General features: G+C 70.6%; 13 protein-coding genes and 1 pseudogene. 9 read left to right on the forward strand and 5 right to left on the reverse strand.

The window, feature by feature from the left end:
* Positions 1 to 3: 3 nt before the first annotated feature.
* Positions 4 to 978 (reverse strand): ABC transporter substrate-binding protein, encoded by a 975-nt coding sequence (locus tag AB0I89_RS06040; protein WP_357120939.1) that lies wholly within the window; start codon positions 976 to 978, stop codon positions 4 to 6.
* Between the two features lie 238 nt (positions 979 to 1216).
* On the opposite strand from AB0I89_RS06040, the gene AB0I89_RS06045 reads away from it, so the two are divergent.
* From AB0I89_RS06045 to AB0I89_RS06055, 3 genes are read left to right on the forward strand one after another with little or no spacing between them, the layout of a single operon-like run.
* Complete coding sequence (locus tag AB0I89_RS06045; RefSeq protein WP_357120942.1) at positions 1217 to 2455, forward strand: flavin-dependent oxidoreductase; 1239 nt, start codon at positions 1217 to 1219, stop codon at positions 2453 to 2455.
* Entirely contained in the window at positions 2452 to 2919 is a 468-nt protein-coding gene (locus AB0I89_RS06050; protein WP_357120946.1) for a MarR family transcriptional regulator, read from the forward strand. Before AB0I89_RS06045 ends, AB0I89_RS06050 begins: the two co-directional genes overlap by 4 nt.
* Complete coding sequence (locus AB0I89_RS06055) at positions 2916 to 3413, forward strand: DUF3237 domain-containing protein (RefSeq protein WP_357120949.1); 498 nt, start codon at positions 2916 to 2918, stop codon at positions 3411 to 3413. The genes AB0I89_RS06050 and AB0I89_RS06055 overlap by 4 nt, the downstream gene beginning before the upstream one ends.
* 6 nt (positions 3414 to 3419) lie before the next feature.
* On the opposite strand, the pseudogene AB0I89_RS06060 reads toward AB0I89_RS06055, so the two are convergent.
* From AB0I89_RS06060 to AB0I89_RS06070, 3 genes and pseudogenes are all read right to left on the reverse strand, one after another.
* Positions 3420 to 3736 (reverse strand): annotated as a pseudogene (locus AB0I89_RS06060) (transposase); the annotation flags it as partial.
* Positions 3737 to 3752: 16 nt separating this feature from the next.
* A complete protein-coding gene (locus AB0I89_RS06065; protein WP_357120952.1) occupies positions 3753 to 4115 on the reverse strand; it encodes a hypothetical protein in 363 nt (120 codons plus the stop codon).
* A gap of 58 nt (positions 4116 to 4173) precedes the next feature.
* A complete protein-coding gene (locus tag AB0I89_RS06070; RefSeq protein WP_357120955.1) occupies positions 4174 to 5118 on the reverse strand; it encodes a hypothetical protein in 945 nt (314 codons plus the stop codon).
* Positions 5119 to 5456: 338 nt separating this feature from the next.
* On the opposite strand from AB0I89_RS06070, the gene AB0I89_RS06075 reads away from it, so the two are divergent.
* The 5 genes from AB0I89_RS06075 (at position 5457) to AB0I89_RS06095 (ending at position 12697) form a co-directional block, all read left to right on the forward strand.
* A complete protein-coding gene (locus AB0I89_RS06075; RefSeq protein WP_357120958.1) occupies positions 5457 to 6722 on the forward strand; it encodes a tetratricopeptide repeat protein in 1266 nt (421 codons plus the stop codon).
* An 82-nt stretch (positions 6723 to 6804) separates the two neighbouring features.
* Entirely contained in the window at positions 6805 to 7887 is a 1083-nt protein-coding gene (locus tag AB0I89_RS06080; RefSeq protein WP_357120961.1) for a hypothetical protein, read from the forward strand.
* A gap of 373 nt (positions 7888 to 8260) precedes the next feature.
* Positions 8261 to 9904 (forward strand): lectin, encoded by a 1644-nt coding sequence (locus AB0I89_RS06085; RefSeq protein ID WP_357120964.1) that lies wholly within the window; start codon positions 8261 to 8263, stop codon positions 9902 to 9904.
* A 282-nt stretch (positions 9905 to 10186) separates the two neighbouring features.
* Positions 10187 to 10870: a hypothetical protein gene (locus AB0I89_RS06090; RefSeq protein ID WP_357120967.1), complete on the forward strand. Its 684-nt coding sequence runs from the start codon at positions 10187 to 10189 to the stop codon at positions 10868 to 10870.
* A gap of 273 nt (positions 10871 to 11143) precedes the next feature.
* On the forward strand, positions 11144 to 12697 hold the full coding sequence (locus AB0I89_RS06095; protein ID WP_357120970.1) for a hypothetical protein: 1554 nt from the start codon (positions 11144 to 11146) through the stop codon (positions 12695 to 12697).
* On the opposite strand, the gene AB0I89_RS06100 is transcribed toward AB0I89_RS06095, so the two are convergent.
* Positions 12628 to 14640, reverse strand: coding sequence for a hypothetical protein (locus AB0I89_RS06100; protein ID WP_357120973.1), 2013 nt, complete (start codon positions 14638 to 14640; stop codon positions 12628 to 12630). The genes AB0I89_RS06095 and AB0I89_RS06100 overlap by 70 nt on opposite strands.
* Before the next feature lie 265 nt (positions 14641 to 14905).
* Here AB0I89_RS06100 and AB0I89_RS06105 point away from each other — a divergent pair, with 265 nt between their 5' ends.
* Positions 14906 to 16375: a S8 family serine peptidase gene (locus AB0I89_RS06105; protein WP_357120976.1), complete on the forward strand. Its 1470-nt coding sequence runs from the start codon at positions 14906 to 14908 to the stop codon at positions 16373 to 16375.
* Positions 16376 to 16398: the final 23 nt, after the last annotated feature.

Genomic DNA, 16398 nt, shown 5'->3' on the forward strand with positions numbered 1-16398 from the left:
CGGCTACTGCTGCTGAATGAGGCGGTCGAAGTCGGGTCGCCGGTCGAGGACGCGGTACTTCTGGGCCAGCGTCGCCAGTTGCTCCAGGCCGGCCCGGTCGAGCTCCCACCCGAATGCCGGGAGCCGTACCGAGTCCGCCACCGGCTCCGGCAGTTCGAGGTTGTCCTTGATGGCCTGGCGGAGGTCCTTCTCGTTCGCCGGATCCTTGGCCCAGGTGAGCGTCTTTTTCATCGCCGCCGAGAAGTCCGCGATCAGCTCGGCGTCGGAGTCCTTCAGTTTGTTCGACGTGATCGTGGTCAGGGTGGTGAGCCCGGGAACGGTGGCCTGGTACGGAGCGACCACGAGGACGTCACCGCGCTTGCGCATCTGGGTGATGAACGGCTCGGTCACCCAGGCGGCGTCGATGGTGCCGGCGGCGAGCTGGGCCGGTGCGTCCGGGAAAGCCACCTCGACGAACTTGACCTTGGTGGGATCGCCGCCGTCCTTCTCGACCGCTGCCATGATCGTGACATCGCCGGCGGCGCCCAGGCTGTTCACCGACACCTTGCGTCCGGCGAGCTGGGCCGGCCGGGTGATACCGGACTTCGCGGACGCCACCACGGCGTTGATGTCGTCGCCGTCGGCGTAGGACGACGCGTAGTTCCCGATGATCACCACGCCGAGGTTCTGCAGATCGGCGCGGAACGGGCCGAACGGCTGGCCGATGGCGAAGTCGATGTCGCCGTTGATCAGGGCCGGGATGGCCTGGGCGCCGCCCTGTGCCGGCACCACCTCCACGTCGAGGCCCTGCTCCCGGAAGACGCCCGCCTTGATGCCGCCCCACAGCGCGGCGGTCTCGCTGATCGGCAGCGCCGCCACGCGGACCTTCCGCAGGTCGCCGCTCGCCCCGGGGGACGGATCGGTGGCATCGGAATCCGTGCAGCCGGTCAGGGCGATCACGACGCCGGCGAGAACAGCGAGGGCGGTGACCTTCTTCATGGACGGGCCCTTCCGTGCGCAGCGCTTGTGCAGCCTGACAAGTGGGGTCGACGGAGTGCCGGAAGCATCCGACCGCGTCGATCAGCGTCATGCAGCAGCGATTGATTGTCAAGAATTCTTAAAGGCCGAATCGCACAGCGGTGCGAGTGGTCCGATGGCGATGTGAACACGTCTTGACGGCCGACGATTTTGTCACCAAACTGTGCGGTTGGTGGCGTGGGGCGGAGAGGGCGACGACGTGGCAATCGTGATCGTGGGCGCTGGCATCGGGGGCCTCGCCGCCGCGCTCAGCCTGCACCGGGCCGGCTTCCGTGAGATCACCGTCTACGAGCGCGCCGCCGCGCTGCGCCCACTCGGCGTCGGAATCAATCTGCTCCCGCACGCCGTCCGCGAGCTGACCGAATTGGGTCTCGGGGAACGCATGGAAAGGCTGGGCGCCGCACCCGGCACGCTTGCCTACTACAACCGCTACGGTCAGCAGATCTGGAGCGAGCCACGCGGACTGGACGCCGGATATCGCTGGCCGCAGCTTTCCGTGCACCGCGGCCGGTTCCAGATGGAACTGCTCGCCGTGGTACGGGAACGGCTGGGCGCCGACGCGGTGCGCACCGGGCACCGGCTCGTCGGCGTCCGCGACGGCGTCGCGCACTTCGAGACGGCGGCGGGAAAGGTGGGCGTCGCTGGTGACCTGATCGTCGGAGCGGACGGCATCCACTCCGCGCTGCGCCGCCACCATCGGCCCGGCGAGGGGGCGCCACTGTGGAACGGGCTGACCCTGTGGCGGGGGACGGCACGGGCACCCGGATTCCTGGACGGGCGAACCATGATCATGGCCGGGGACGCGGAGCAGAAGTTCGTGGCGTACCCGATCGGCGCCGGCCTTATCAACGTCGTCGCCGAGCGGCGCGGGCCCGGTTTCGCCGGGCCCAACGCGGACTGGAACCGGACGGTCGACCCCGCGCCGGTCGTCTCGCTCTTCGCGGACTGGCGTTTCGCGTGGCTCAACGTGCCGGAACTGCTGGCCGCCGCCGACGAGATCCTCGAATACCCCATGGTGGACCGCGATCCGATCGACACGTGGACCCACGGCAACACCACGCTGCTCGGCGACGCGGCCCACCCGATGTATCCGAACGGTTCCAATGGGGCGTCGCAGGCGATCCTGGACGCACGTACCCTCGCCTTCCACCTCGCCACCGCGCCGACGGTCCGGGCGGCGCTCGACGCCTACGAGGCGGACCGGCGACCCGCGACCACCGCGCTGGTGCTGAGCAACCGGCGGCAGGGCCCGGAACAGGTGATGGTGCTCGCCCACGAGCGCGCGCCGGACGGGTTCACGCACATCCACGACGTCATCCCGCCGGAGGATCTCACCGCCATCGCCACCGGCTACAAGAAGGCGGCCGGTTTCCTCCCCGCCGACCTCAACGAACGAGCCTCCCTGACGCCGACGGCCGTCCCGGGCGTCCTGTCGTGACCGGCCCGGAGCCGACCGAACTGGACGCGGCGCGACTGGCGTCGGTGATCTCACCGCTGCGCCGCACGCTGCTGGCCGCGGCCCGGGCCGCCGAGCACCTGCCGGAGATCCCGGACGCGCAGATCGAGATCGTGCGGGCCCTGCCCCGAGGCACCGTGGCCGGCCCCGGTGAACTGGCCGAGCGACTGCGCCTGAGCCGATCCACGGTCAGCAACCTGCTCACCGCGATGGAGGGCAACGGTCTCGTCGAGCGTCGCCCCCGTCCCGGCAACCACCGCCACGTCGACGTCCTCGCCACCGCGAAGGCCCGCGACCTGTTCGACCGCTTCGACCTCGCGAGCGGAGACCTGGTCGCCCGCGCCGCGGCGACCCTGCCGGCGGCGGACCGCGCGGCCCTCGCCGCGGCGGTGCCCGCGCTGGAACGCCTCCGCGACGCCCTCGCGCACGTCAAGGACACTCCATGAGTACGCGCCGATCCGCCGGTCGGGACCCCGTGACCGCCCCGCCGGTTCCCGGGCTCGAGTCCGCGTTCGAGGTGGAGGTGCGCCTCGGCGCGCTGGAGGACCACGGGATGACCCGTGCCGGTCACCGTCGCGTGGTGCCTGTTGTCGGCGGCCGGGTCACCGGTCTCTTCGAGGCCGACATCCTGCCCGGCGGCGCCGACTGGCAGGTCGTTCGCCCCGACGGCGCGATCGAGATCGACACGCGCTACTCGGCGCGTACCGCCGACGGCGGTCACGTCTACCTGCGGACGTTCGGCGTCCGCAGCGGCCGCGCGGAGGTCCTCGAGGCGTTGCTGCGCGGCGACGCCGTCGAGGTGTCCGAGTACTACTTCCGCCTGGGCGTACGACTGGAGACGTCCGTGCCCGCGCTGGCCGTCCTGGAGCAGTCCGTCTTCGTGGCATCGGCGATCCGCGAGGCCGACCGGGTGCGCTACACCGCCTACCGCGTCACGTAGCTGTTCCCGCCCGGCCGTGCCCGAGTACTGACGCTGCACCCGGCGGACTTGATCCCCTTCTTCAGGAAGCCGGTCTCGTCGACGATGAGCACCCCGTCGTCGTCGCCGAGGTGCTCGGCCACGTAGGCGAACAGGTCATCGCGGACCGCGTCCATTTCCCACGCGGACCGGTTGAGCAGCCGCTGCATCCGATCCGGGGTGGTGTCGCCGGCTGCTTCGGCCAGGGTCCAGCCATTCTTGCCCGCCAGCGGCGCTGCCGCAGCCCGCCTCCGAACCGTGAGAGAACGGCGGGGCCCCGTGGCACCCGCCGTTCTCACCGTGATCGTCCTCGTGTTGGGGCTAGTTACCCGCGACCGGGTAGTCGTGCCAACGGCCGTAGTAGTTGGTGCTGCTGGCGGGGTTGTCCTCGACGACCCTGAGGTTGGTCAGCACGCTGTCGAAGTAGTACTGGCCGCACTGGTTGAAGCCATTGACCGATGCCGTCGAGCGCATGCTGGTCGACGCGTCGGTGTAGTAGTTGACCCACACCGAGTGGCCGTCGGACTCGTAGTCGCAGTACTCCAAGAAGGTTCCGTCGTAGGAGTGCGTCGCCTCGTCGCTCCCCTGATTGACCGGATGCGCGCTCGCCGGCGCGGCCCACAGCCCCGTGAAGACTGCGCTGATGGCCAGGGCTCCAAGCCCGGTCTTGAGGATACGTCGCATGTCAGGTCCTCTCTTCCCTCGCGGATGGTGCTGTCTTTTCTGTTGCTCTCACGCGGAGCTATCCCGCTGGCCTTCCGCCTGGTGAAGGGTCCATCGGCTCCGCGGAGAGCGCTTCGGCGACGTTCCGTGCCCGGGTGTCCTCCGAGCGCTTCAGTCGGCCGAGTTCGGTGGCGTGCCGGCTGATCAGCTCGCGCTGGTGCTCAGCCGTCACGTCGATGAGAGTGGGCAGGTAGCCGGTCTTGTTCTGGCATCGGACGTCTGCCAGCGCCACGGCGCGCTCCGCCTCGGTGGGGGTGCCGGTGCCTGTCCACCGGGGGTCGTTGGCGGCAGTCCTGGGCGAGGCGTAGCGGTGGCCGGCGAGCTCCATACAGGACGCCCAGGCAGCTACGGCCGCAGCAAGCCGGGGATCCCGGGTGCTCGCCGCCGCTGCTTGCTGCTCCAGCTGGATCGGAAGGTTCCGGTCTGCCCTGGGCGCTCCCGTCATCAGCCGGGCGGCCGCCTCGGCTCGGCACCCGCCCGTGGGGACACGCTTACCGCCGTACTGGGACGCGAGGCCGTAGAGCACCTCGTTCAGCTCGCTTGGCGTGTCGTGGTGGTGCTCGGTCAGGGCCGCGCGTACCTCGGGGTCGTGGGTGCTCCAGGGCGGTGCCTGGTATCCGCGCTGCGCGGCCTGGTCCTCGTCGACCACCCCGAACCGCGCGGCACGCTCCGACGCGATCGACCGTTGGCCGAAGTCCAACTCGGACTCGTCTGGTCCTTCCCAACGCAGCCCGAACTGGATCAGACAGGTGCGCTCCAGCGCCGCTTGGGCGCGGTCCGACCGAGCCTGCTCGTCGGGCGATGGCAGGTACTCGTCCAGGGGCAGTGCGGTCCCCGGCCTGGGCGGCGGTATGGCGGGCAGGGAACGCGGTGCGGCCGCTGGCTTCTGCTGGGTACCGCACCCCGCGACCAGACACAGCAGGATCACCGCCGTCCCCGCCACGCCGACACTGATTCGTCGCATGACGTCCCCTCTCTTGTCCGTCGGAATCCGTGGCGCCGGCCCTACCGCACGAGCGTCGGCCCTACCGCGCGAGCGATGGCCGTGTCGCCGATCCCGCCGTCGGACCGCTGCTCGCCACCGACCGGGTCCGACACCGCGACCCGGAGGGCCGGTCTGCAATCGATGGTGAGGGCCGGGTTGTCCGGTGCGGTCCAGACTGGATGGAGTTGCAAACTGGACGGAGCTGGAAATCGGACATACGAATCATGGTTGGGTGGTTTCGGTACACGTTGTTCTTGTGGTCCTGTGAAGGACGTGACACCCTCGACACCGGAGACCCCACCCACCAGGTCCGGGCGGTGTTCTCCTGGTCCTACGCCACCCTCACCCCGGACGCCGCCCGACTCTTCCGCCTGCTCGGCCTGCACCCCGGCCCCGACACCGACGCCACCGCGGCGGCCAACCTCGCCGGGCACACCACCGCGCAGACCCGCCGGCTGCTGGCCGAGCTGATCCGGGCGAGCCTGCTCACCGAACACGCCCCCGGCCGATACACCTTCCACGACCTGCTACGCGCCTACGCCACCGAACAGACCCACACCCTCGACACCGACCAGCATCGCCGCAGTGCCACCGCCCGACTCCTGGACCACTATCTGCATACCGCGCACGCCGGTGACCGGCTGCTGTATTCGACCCGGCACCCGATCGACCTCATCCCGGCGGATCCGCAGGTCTCCCCGCATCTGCTCACCGACGACCGGCAGGCGATGCACTGGTTCAGCGTCGAACGCCTGGTGCTGCTCGCCGCCATCGAACACGCCGCGGCCACCGGCTTCGACGCCCACGCCTGGCAACTCACGTGGACCCTGCGCACCTTCCTCCTCCGCCGGGGCCACTGGCACGACCTGGCTGCCGCCGGACGCACCGCGGTCGCCGCCGCCCGCCGACTCGGCGATCCGGTCGCACGGCTGAACACTCACAGCCTGCTCGCCGACACCTATATCGCTCTGCGACGTTTCGACGACGCTCACTCCCAGCTACGACACGCGCTCGAGATGGGCGTCCAGACCGGCGACCGTGCCGGGCAGGGGCACACCCACCTCAGCCTGGGGCGGATGTGGGATCGGCAGGGAGATGCCCGCCAAGCCCTCCATCACGCCAGCCTCGCCCTCGCCCTGTTCCAGGCAGCCGGGGACCTGGTCGGAGAGGGCAGGGCACTCAACGGAATCGGTTGGTGCCACACCCTGCTCGGCGAGAATGAGCAGGCCCTCACCGCCGCCCGCCAAGCCCTCACCCTGAACCAGAAGCTGGACAACCAGACCGGACAGGCCAACACCTGGGACACCCTCGGCCACGCCCACCACCAACTGGGGCAACACACCGAGGCCATCACCTGCTACCACAACGCCCGCACCCTGTTCCACGACCTCGGCAACCGTCTCCACGAGGCCCAGACCCTCACCCGCCTCGGCGACACCCACCACACCATCGGCGACACCGCTGCCGCCCACGAAGCCTGGCAACACGCCCTGGCCATCCTCGACGAACTCCAGCACCCCGACGCCGCCGCCATCCGCACCAGACTCGGCCCTCAAGCCGAACCCCGCGCCTCGACGAGGTGAGGAGCGCCGTCCGGATCTCATCGCAGGACATCCTCAACGCTTCCTGACGGGTTCCTGACACTCGATCCGTAGGTTGTCGCGCATGACGACACCAGAACGCCGCCGGCTGGGCGCGGGCCGACGCGCCCCGATCATGCTCACGTCGGCCATGCTTGTCCTCGGCACCGCCATCTCCGTACCGAGCGCGGCCGCCGCCGCGCCTGTCTCATCGACGGTTGCCAAGGCGACGAGCGTGGCGACCCACGAGCAGGCGATGACCGTCGCCGAGCGACAGGCGGTCCTCGGCTACTGGACGTCGGAGCGGCTCGCGGCGCTGAACGAGCCGCTGTCGGGCAGTCCTTCGACGAGTGGACCTGACGGTGCTCCCTGGACCCGGTCCAACGCCGTGGTGCCGACGGTGGGCCGGCTCTTCTTCACCAGCCAGGGCGAAGACTCCAGTTGCACGGCGACCGTTGTCGACAGCGCCAACCGGAGCGCCGTCGTGACGGCGGGGCACTGCGTCCACAGCACCGACCTCCTCGGCGAGAACGGCGAGTGGGCGACGCATGTGATGTTCGTACCCGGCTATCGGGAGGGCCGGGCACCGTACGGCAGGTTCGTCGGGCGCGTCGGGGTCGTCGACTCGGCCTGGACGCAGAACGATGGCCAGGACCCGAGATTCGACTCGTACGACCAGGCCTTCGTGGTCCTCAACAAGGACGAGCGTGGCCGGCGCGTGCAGGACGTGGTCGGGGTCGCGCAGAGCGTCGGCTTCGACCTGCCCGGCGGGCAGGTCGTTTACCAGTTCGGCTACCCACGCTCCGCCTCGGACCCGGCCAGGAAGGGTCTTGCGGAGTACACCGGTCGGCGGCTCGCCTACTGCACGGGTCCGGCGTGGGAGCATCCCGGTACCGCCGACTGGCCCACTCCGAAGGGCCAGTGGGGTGCTGCCTGCGTGATGGGCGGCGGCTCCAGTGGCGGTCCTCGCCTGGCGAGATTCGATCCCCTGTCCGGCCTGGGGGCCGTCGTGGGCGTCAACACCTGGGCCGACTACTTCGACGCCGCACACCAGGCGTGCGAGTTCGATGACGAGGGATGCACCCGCCATCTGATCGGCCCCCAGTTCACCTCGGCGATCACCAAGCCGCTCTACGACCGTGCCCAGCGGGCCCAGGTCAACGCCTGAATCTCCCGGTTGTGCCGACTCCGGGCAGGTCGATCGTCGAGACGGATCGACCTGCCCGGAGTCGGCACGTACGGCCGAGCCTTCCGGCATATCGCCCCGGGGACCCTCCACATACGGAGATGCTCGTGGCGCACGACAAGTTCGGTGCTGACGCGATGATCCGGATCACCTTCGGTGTCGCACCCGCCGATGCCCCGTGACGACCGCCCAGCGCCGGCTCCGGCCGTCGACGATCCTCGTACTCTTAAGGTTCTTTGAAGTTCTTCCGCTCCGCTTGATGCTCGGCAAACCGGCTCACTAACCTCATCTCGTCCGGATCACCCTCAGCTCCACGATCCGGGCGAAACGTCCCCTGAGGAAAGTGGCCACTGTCATGAGGCTGTCCCGCCGTACCCTGCTCGGCTCCGCGATGGCCGGCACCGCGGCCACCGTCGCCGGCGTCTCGCTCGACGCCCTGACGGCCGGTCCCGCCGCCGCCGCGGTCAGCCCGCCCGGCGACGTGGTCGGAAAGATCACCGTCGGCTACCAGGGGTGGTTCACCGGGGCCGGCGACGGAAGCCCGCTGTCGGGCTGGTGGCACTACGGCCAGGACTGGCAGAAGACCCCCTCGCCCGTCAACGAGGCGCTCAAGTCGTGGCCGGACGTGCGCGACTACGACCGGGTGTACAAGACCGGATACCAGAACCTGGGCAACGGGCAGCCCGCCTCGCTGTTCTCGTCCTACGACCAGCAGACCGTGGACACCCACTTCCGCTGGATGCGGGAGAACGGGCTGGACACCGCCGCGCTGCAGCGCTTCAACCCGGTCGGCGGAGAGGGCCCGATCCGCGACGCCGTCACGATCAAGGTCCGCAACGCGGCCGAGGAGTTCGGCCGCAAGTTCTACATCATGTACGACGTCAGCGGCTGGACGGACATGCAGCAGCAGATCAAGGACGACTGGACGAGCAAGATGAAGGCGTACACGGTCTCCCCGGCGTACGCCAGGCAGAACGGCAAGCCCGTCGTCGGCATCTGGGGATTCGGCTTCAACGACAGCAACCATCCGTGGAGCGCCCCGGTCTGCCTGGACGTCATCAACTGGTTCAAGGCGCAGGGCGTGTACGTCATGGGTGGTACGCCGACGCACTGGCGCAGCGGCGACAGCAACGGCGACTCGCGGTCCGGCTTCTCCGACGTCTACCACGCGTACGACATGATCTCGCCGTGGATGGTGGGCCGGATCGGCGACGTGGCCGGGTCGGACTGGTTCTACACGAACGTCACGCTGCCCGACGTGCAGGACTGCGTGGCGCACGGCATCGACTACCAGCCCTGCGTGCTCCCCGGTGACCTGCAGGAGCGTCAGCGTGCGCACGGCGACTTCATGTGGCGGCAGTTCTACAACGTGATCAGGGCCGGCGCGCCGGCGATCTACATCTCGATGTTCGACGAGTACAACGAGGGCAACCAGATCGCCAAGACGGCCGAGACCGCCGCGTTCGTCCCGGTCGGCTCGAAGTTCCTGCCGTTGGACGAGGACGGCACGAAGTGCTCGGCGGACTACTACCTGCGGCTCAGCGGTGACGGTGGTCGGATGCTCAAGGGCGCGATCGCGCTGACCCCCACCCGGCCGACCGCACCGGTGCTCGGCTCCACTCCGACCGCGCCCGCCGCCGTCGGCATCCGGTCCCGGGCCAACGGCCGCTTCGTCGGGGGCTCGCCGTTGGTCGCCTCGCTGACCTCGGCGTCGGAGACGTTCACCGTCGTCGACGCCGGTGGCGGACTGGTGGCCCTTCGATCCAGCAGGACCGGCAGGTACGTCTGCGCGGAGCAGGCCGGCGCGGCGGCGTTGGTGGCCGACCGCGACGCGATCGGCGGCTGGGAGACGTTCACGAAGGTGACGAACCCGGACGGCAGCGTCAGTTTCCGCAGCGCCGCGAACGGCAGGTACGTCTGCGCGGAGGACGCCGGCGCCGGGGCGCTGATCGCGAATCGCACGGCGATCGGCCCGTGGGAGTCCTTCGACCTCGTCTAGGGGCGCGGTCCTGGCCTGTGGCAGAGCGGGTGTCGCGGGCCAGGACCGTCGTTACGGCTGCCTCGTCAGGCTGGCACGTGTCCGGCCGTCCAGCACGCCGAGTGTGCAGGCCTTCGGCGAACGCCGTGGATCTGTCGGGGCATGGATGGTCCGGGAGCCCGGGGTGGGCGGCACCCGGCCCGCCGTCCGGGAGGACTGTTCCGGAACACCAAAGTGCCACGGCTCGGGCCCGGTTGTCGCGGACGGTAACGCTCAGGTTCGTATGAGTTGACATCCGGATTCATGATGACCCGGATGCGACGAGTAGCGAAAGCGATGATCAACCGTCATTGGGGCCTGACGGAGATGGTCGGCGCCGTGCTCGGGTCGATGGTTGGTGGCGTGGCCGGTTGGGTGTTCGGCAGCGGCGCGGGCTATGCCGGCTGGGTCGGCGTCACGCTCGCCGCGTACTTTCTGGGACTGGGGCCCGTCGTCGTCGCGATCGAGCACGAGCGGGGCGTTCTACGTGGCCTGGGGGTCGCTGTCTCGCGCGTCGCCTGGTCTGTCGCCGGCGCGGCGGTGGTGGCGGTGCTCATGACAATCGTCGCCATGCCGCTGGCCGCGATCCTGGTCGCCCCGGTGGGCGGTTGGCTACTGGAGCGCTTTCCCAACGCAACGGACGCTCTGGTCCAGGGGGTGCTCGTGGCGGTCAGCGTCGCCATCGTCGGACTGCTGGTCAAGACGAAGATCGGGTCTGTGGTCCTGGGCTTCGCGTTCCGCGGAATGGGCAACGGCGCTTTCATGATCGTTCCAGTGGTGTGGCTGGTGTTCATGGCGCTGCCGACCTACCCGATCGTCCTGTTGATCGTCTGGCTGCACGGGTGGATCGGAGGGCTCTTCGGTCTGACGCTGGGCGCCGCAGTCGGTGGCTTCCACGGATATCGGTCCGCGGGCGACATATCCATCGAGGCGGGGCAGGACTGGTGACGGCGTCGCGATGCCAGGGGCGGCGATCCCGCGCAACCGGGCCGTGATCACCGTTCGCGAAACGCCATCTGTGCTTCTCACTGCTTGATACTCCGGGCGCGCAGTGTCTGCTCATCCCCCCGGGCGACCAAGGTCGGGCTCGAACCACCTACTTCCGTCCACGATGGACCGGCCCGGTCGAATCCGCTGGGTGGTTGAACCTCCCGGACGCCGCTGCGTAGAAGGGGGCCGGGACGGAAGGATGGCGATGATGCGAGGGCGTGGAGGGCAGCGGTGTTGATGCGGAAAGCGCTGGCGACGGTGCTGCTGATGGTCGGTCTGGTGCTGACCGCGCCGACGGTACCGGCGGTTGCGGCACCGGACGAGACAGGAAGGTACTACGTGGTCGGACCGCCGGTGAACGGCCAGCGGGAGTACCTGTACGACATCGCCCTGCGTACCCTTGGTAACGGCAACCGGTTCCGGGAGATCACGCAGCTCAACATCGGCAGAAAGCAGCCCGACGGCGGCACCTTCACCGACGGCGTCGAGTTGCGACCCGGCTGGCTTCTCGTGCTGCCGCGCGACGCCAGGGGATCCGGGGTGCGCAGTGGAGCGCTGCCGACGATCGGGGTGAAGTCCTCGCCACCCGGCGGGAGCGCTGCGGCGCCCAAGCCGAGCACCACTGCGGTGAAACCCAGTTCTACGGCGTCCAGCGCCGTCGCCCGGTCCCCGACGCCGGCCCCGGCGGTGACGGAGAGCGCCGCCGCCCCACGGGCCTCCGGCAACCCCGACGCTGGTCGGTTCGCGCCCCTCCTGGTCAGGGGTGGTGCCGGCATCCTCGCGATAGTGCTCGCCATGTTCGCCGTGCTGACGCTGCGTCGGGGCGGGTACCGGTTGCGCACGGCTGCCCTCGACGACACCGGCCCGTGGCCGCCGGAGCGACACCACACCCCGGCCCCCGCCGAGGTCGCTACCGACACCGTTGACGGCGCGACTGCCGCAGCCCCGCTACCGCAGGAAACGCCCGCGCCGCCTCGTGCGTCCCCGCCGTCCCCGCCGTCGTGGCCCCTGCCGCCATCGCGAACCGTGCCGCCGCCACGTACTCCGACGCCAACCGCCTTGCCGTCAGAGCCGCAGGCACTGGAGCCGCTGCCGGCAGAGTCGCTGCCGGCAGAGCCGCGGGCAGTGGGGTCGCGGGCAGCAGAGCCGCTACGAGCAGAGCCGCTACGAGCAGAGCCGCTACGAGCAGAGCCGCTGCCGGCAGAGCCGCGGGCGGTGGGGTCGCGGCCGGCGGCTCTGGCCCCGGGCGAGGTGCCCTATCTGCGGGCCGATCTGCTCAGCGAGGAAGGTCCCGTGCACGTCCGACTGGTCGGAGCAGCGAAGCGTCGGGAGACACCCGCCTACGCCTGGCTCGGCGAAACGGAACCGGCGCCCCCGGCAACCGTGCCGCTGGTGCTGGGCAGGCAGGGCCCGTGGCGGCTCCACGTCGATCTCGGCCAGGTGCCCGACGTCCTCACGGTTGTCGGGGCCCTCGACGTTTGCCAGCGGCTGGCCACCGCACTCGCCCGACGACTCCACTCCGAGGGCGTCCGGGTCGCCGTGGTCGGTGAAGCGCTCGGCGCGGTGGACCTGAACGGCTACGAGACGCTGCCCGGCCTGCCGTCACCGCCACCTCCGGGCGAGGGGCCGCCGGATCCGTGCGTGATCTTCGTCGCTGGCCTGCCGGCAGGCGCGGCGGACGACATGCGCGGGCTCGCCGCAGCGACAGGCGGTCGCTACGTGCCGGTCGTGGTCGGTCCGATCCCCGGCGGCCGGTGGTCGGTTCGGGTGGGGGACGGAGGCTGAACCTGGCTGAGTACGGCCGGGAGCGGCCCGGTCACGGTCCCCGGCACGCGCCGCCAGGCGTGCTCCTCTGCGCGGTACACGCGGCGGACCTGGACACGCTCGTACGAGCGGCTGCCCACGATCAGCTCCACCCCGGCGGCCCGGAGCCGCTCGGCCTGGCTCCGCAGCCGGGTGAGCGGGGCGAGCATCTCGGCCGTCGACGTGACGTCGATCGTGCGGCCCCGGGGCACCCGGACCTCCAGCAGGAGCCGGCCCGGCCGGGCCGGCGGGGCCTTGCGGTGCAGACGCAGCCAGCCGCGTGGCAGGCGGCTGCCCGACGCCGGTACGAGGGCGTACGCCCGCCGGCTGCCGACACCGGGCCAGCGGCGGACATCGTTGGGCAGGCCGGCGATCGTCCGGTACCGGGAAGAGCAGTGGATTCGCAGCGGTCCGTCTGCGCAGTCGGTCGTTGGAAGGAGCCGGCCGAACCGGTAGGTGCGGAATCCGCTGAGCGGGGACACCCGGTCCAGCCGTCCCGCCGGCAGCAGATAGGCGTCGTTGACTCCGCGCAGATGCTGCAGACGCGCGGGTATGTGCGAGCGGAGCGTCGTCATGGGGATCGCGCCTCCGGGCGCGACGCGTACCCGCAGCAGGTAGGTGTCGTTCGGCACGGCACCCGGGTCCAGGAGGGCGGTCAGGAAGAGCTCGGCGCTCTGCACGCCCTCGGCGACCGCGCGGGCGGGGTCCACGGGGCAGACGACGAACGCCTCGAACTCTTCGGCGTTGACCTGCTGCCCGGGTGGAAGCCACGCGGGGCCGTACACCGGGGCCCGACGACTCTCGGTGATCAGGGCGGGGCGATCAAGGGCCGTGGCCGGTACGGTGACCGGATCGTGCGCCGAATCCGGCTGATCCGCCGGCGTGGAGGCGGGCAGCGCGAGCCGCGGGGACACCGTGATGCGGACGCGGGCCAGCGCCGGCACGAGGAGACCGTCCGGCGTCGCACGCAGTGCCAACGGGCCGGCGGCGGATCCGGGCCGGTACGCGTGCCACTCACCGGCGTTTCCGGCGGGGTCGAGCGCGCGGAGGTCGCGGCCACCGTCGACCAGCTCGGCGCTGCCGCCCGGCGCCGGTGTCCAGACCGTGGCGCCGGTCTGCTCGGCGAGGTCCCGTGCCTGCTCGGCGAGGCCCCGCTGCTCCTGCGGATCTGACGGCCAGGTGACCCAGAGCCGCAGGTCACTGCCGTACAGCGGAAGGTCGCCGAGGAGGGCGGCGAGTTGCTCACCACCGTGCACCGTCTGGGTCCCGCCGTAATCCCCGACGAGGAATCCCTCTGCCCGCGCCGTGACGGCGACGGTGACCAGTCCGTCCGATGTGCCGGTGAGCTGGTGTGCGATGGCGCGACGGGTCACGAAGTCGGCCCGGGTGGCGAGGGCGAGTCCGGCCGGCAGCGGGAGGCCGACCAGACCGGTACGGGGACGGACCACACCCCGGTCGACTGCGAACCAGCCGGGCAGCGGGGTGGCGAGGTCCGGCGGTTGGATCACGACCCAGTCCATGCTGCGGCGGGTGACCCGGTCCAGCGGTACCGCGTGCAGCGGGCCACCCTCCGCGTTCTCCTGGCGCCGGTACCGGTGTCGGACGTCGGCGCCGTCGGGGCTCACGAGCACGTCATGTCCGAGCAGGCCGGCGACCTCGCTGAACAGGTCCCTGTTGCGGGTGCCGTCGCTGGTCAGGATCCGGACGTCGTGCGCGGCCTCACCGGATCGTCGGACCAGGTCGGTGATGCCTCGCGCATTGAGCGGCACGCTGGGCTCGGTCGGCACCACCAGCCCGCCTTCGGGCCCCGGCTCCAGCCAGAGGTCGAACAGGCCGGCGATCCGCAGGTGTCTGCGCGGGTCAAACCGTCGGGTGGCCGGCAGCTCGTCGATGCCCGCGTCGATCGTCGGTGTCACCGGGTTCATGCGCTCACCACCATCCATCCACTCTGCCTTCGTGCCCGCCGGGATCGGGGCGGCCAGCCGCGATCCACCGCACGCCGCGCTCTCGGTACCCTCGGTCCGCCGACACCAGATCTGCCCACACCACGAAGTTGATGAAACTTCGGTTCAGATTGATTTGAACCAACCGGCCGCTGATCCGCAATAGACGGTGACAGCCGAGGCGATCGGGCTCGGCGATTGAAGGAGGACATCAGTGCTAGCGAAGCGTCCAACCCTTGCACGCCTGATGGCGGTCGTTGCGACTGCCTGCTGCGTGCTCGTGGCGGCGGCGGGAGCGGCTGCGGCTCAGGCGCCCACCCCGGACCCGCAGGCATATGTCAAGTTCTACGTGGTCGCGGCGGAGCACCAGGGGCAGCCGGAGAACCTGACCGAGATCTCGGTGCGCTTCCTCGGTAGCGGCGAACGGTCGGCGGAGATCTACAACCTGAACGCGGGGCGTGTCCAGGCCGACGGCGCGGGGCTGACCGATCCGGCCAAGCTCAACCCCGGCTGGCGCCTGGTGCTTCCGTGGGACGCAGCAGGTGAGGGCGTGCAGTATGGCCAGCTCCCGCCCGGCCCGAAGCCCTCCCGGCCCGGCCCGAAGCCGTCCCGGACCGGCCCGAAGCCGCCGGTCACCACGTCGCCCTCGGCCGGACCCGGCCCGGGCGCTTCGCCGAGCGGGCCACCGAACGGCAGCGGCGCGCCTTCCGGGTGCACCGCCACCGCCGGGTCGAGCAGCCGGTCCAACTGGGCCCAGCTGCGGCTGGCGGCCGACGGCGCCTGGGATATGAGCCGGGGCAACGGTGTCATGGTTGCCGTGGTCGACTCCGGTGTGGACGGCAAGCTCCCGCAGCTCAATGGTCGGGTTGCCGTCGGCGCGGACGTCACCGCCGGGAACGGCCGGGGTGATACCGACTGCCTCGGTACCGGCACCGCGATGGCGTCCATCATCGCCGCGAGCGCCTCCACCAGCGCCGACAAGACTCCCGTCGGCATCGCGCCCGACGCCACGATCCTGCCCATCCGGATGCTGGGGCCCTCCGCGAGCAGCCGGGCCATGGACGCCTCGAACGCCATCGAGGTGGCGGTCAGCGCCGGCGCCTCGGTCGTCGCGCTGGGCGCCGACGTCGACCTCGGAGCCCCCACGGTGGCGGCGTCCATCACCACGGCGTTGAACCACGACGTGGTCGTGGTGGCGGGGGCGCCGACGAAACCGGTCACCGCCCCATCGGGCTCTGAGCGGTCCGCGACCGGTGCGCTGCTCCTGGCCGGTGGTGTCGGCGCCGATGGGCAGCTCGCCGAGGGGTACCAGCAGGGGACAGTGGAGGTCGTCGCTCCGGGGGTCGAGGTGGCGAGTCTCGGGATCAGTGGCACCGGGGTGATGAGCAACACGGGTACCCGGTTCGCGGTGGCGTTCGTGGCCGGTCAAGCGGCGCTCGTCCGGGCGGCCTACCCCGACCTGACTGCCGTTCAGGTGAAGGAACGCATTCGGAGTACGGCCGACGCGATGGAGAACGGGGACGCCCGATACGGCGCCGGAATGATCAATCCGGCTGCCTCCGTGGCCAAGAAGCTCGACGAGGAGCGGCAGGTGTCCGGCGAGCAGAACGCGGGGGGCGGCGGTGGGACCGCGCTCGCCGTCCTCCTCGGCCTCGGGCTGGTCGCCGCGATCGGTCTTGTCTTCGCGATCCGCTTCCGGCGCCGCGCGAACGGATAGCGGAGCAGGCGCGGCCCGGGTAC

It is taken from the genome of Micromonospora sp. NPDC049801 (assembly GCF_040656575.1).
GTDB lineage: Bacteria > Actinomycetota > Actinomycetes > Mycobacteriales > Micromonosporaceae > Micromonospora.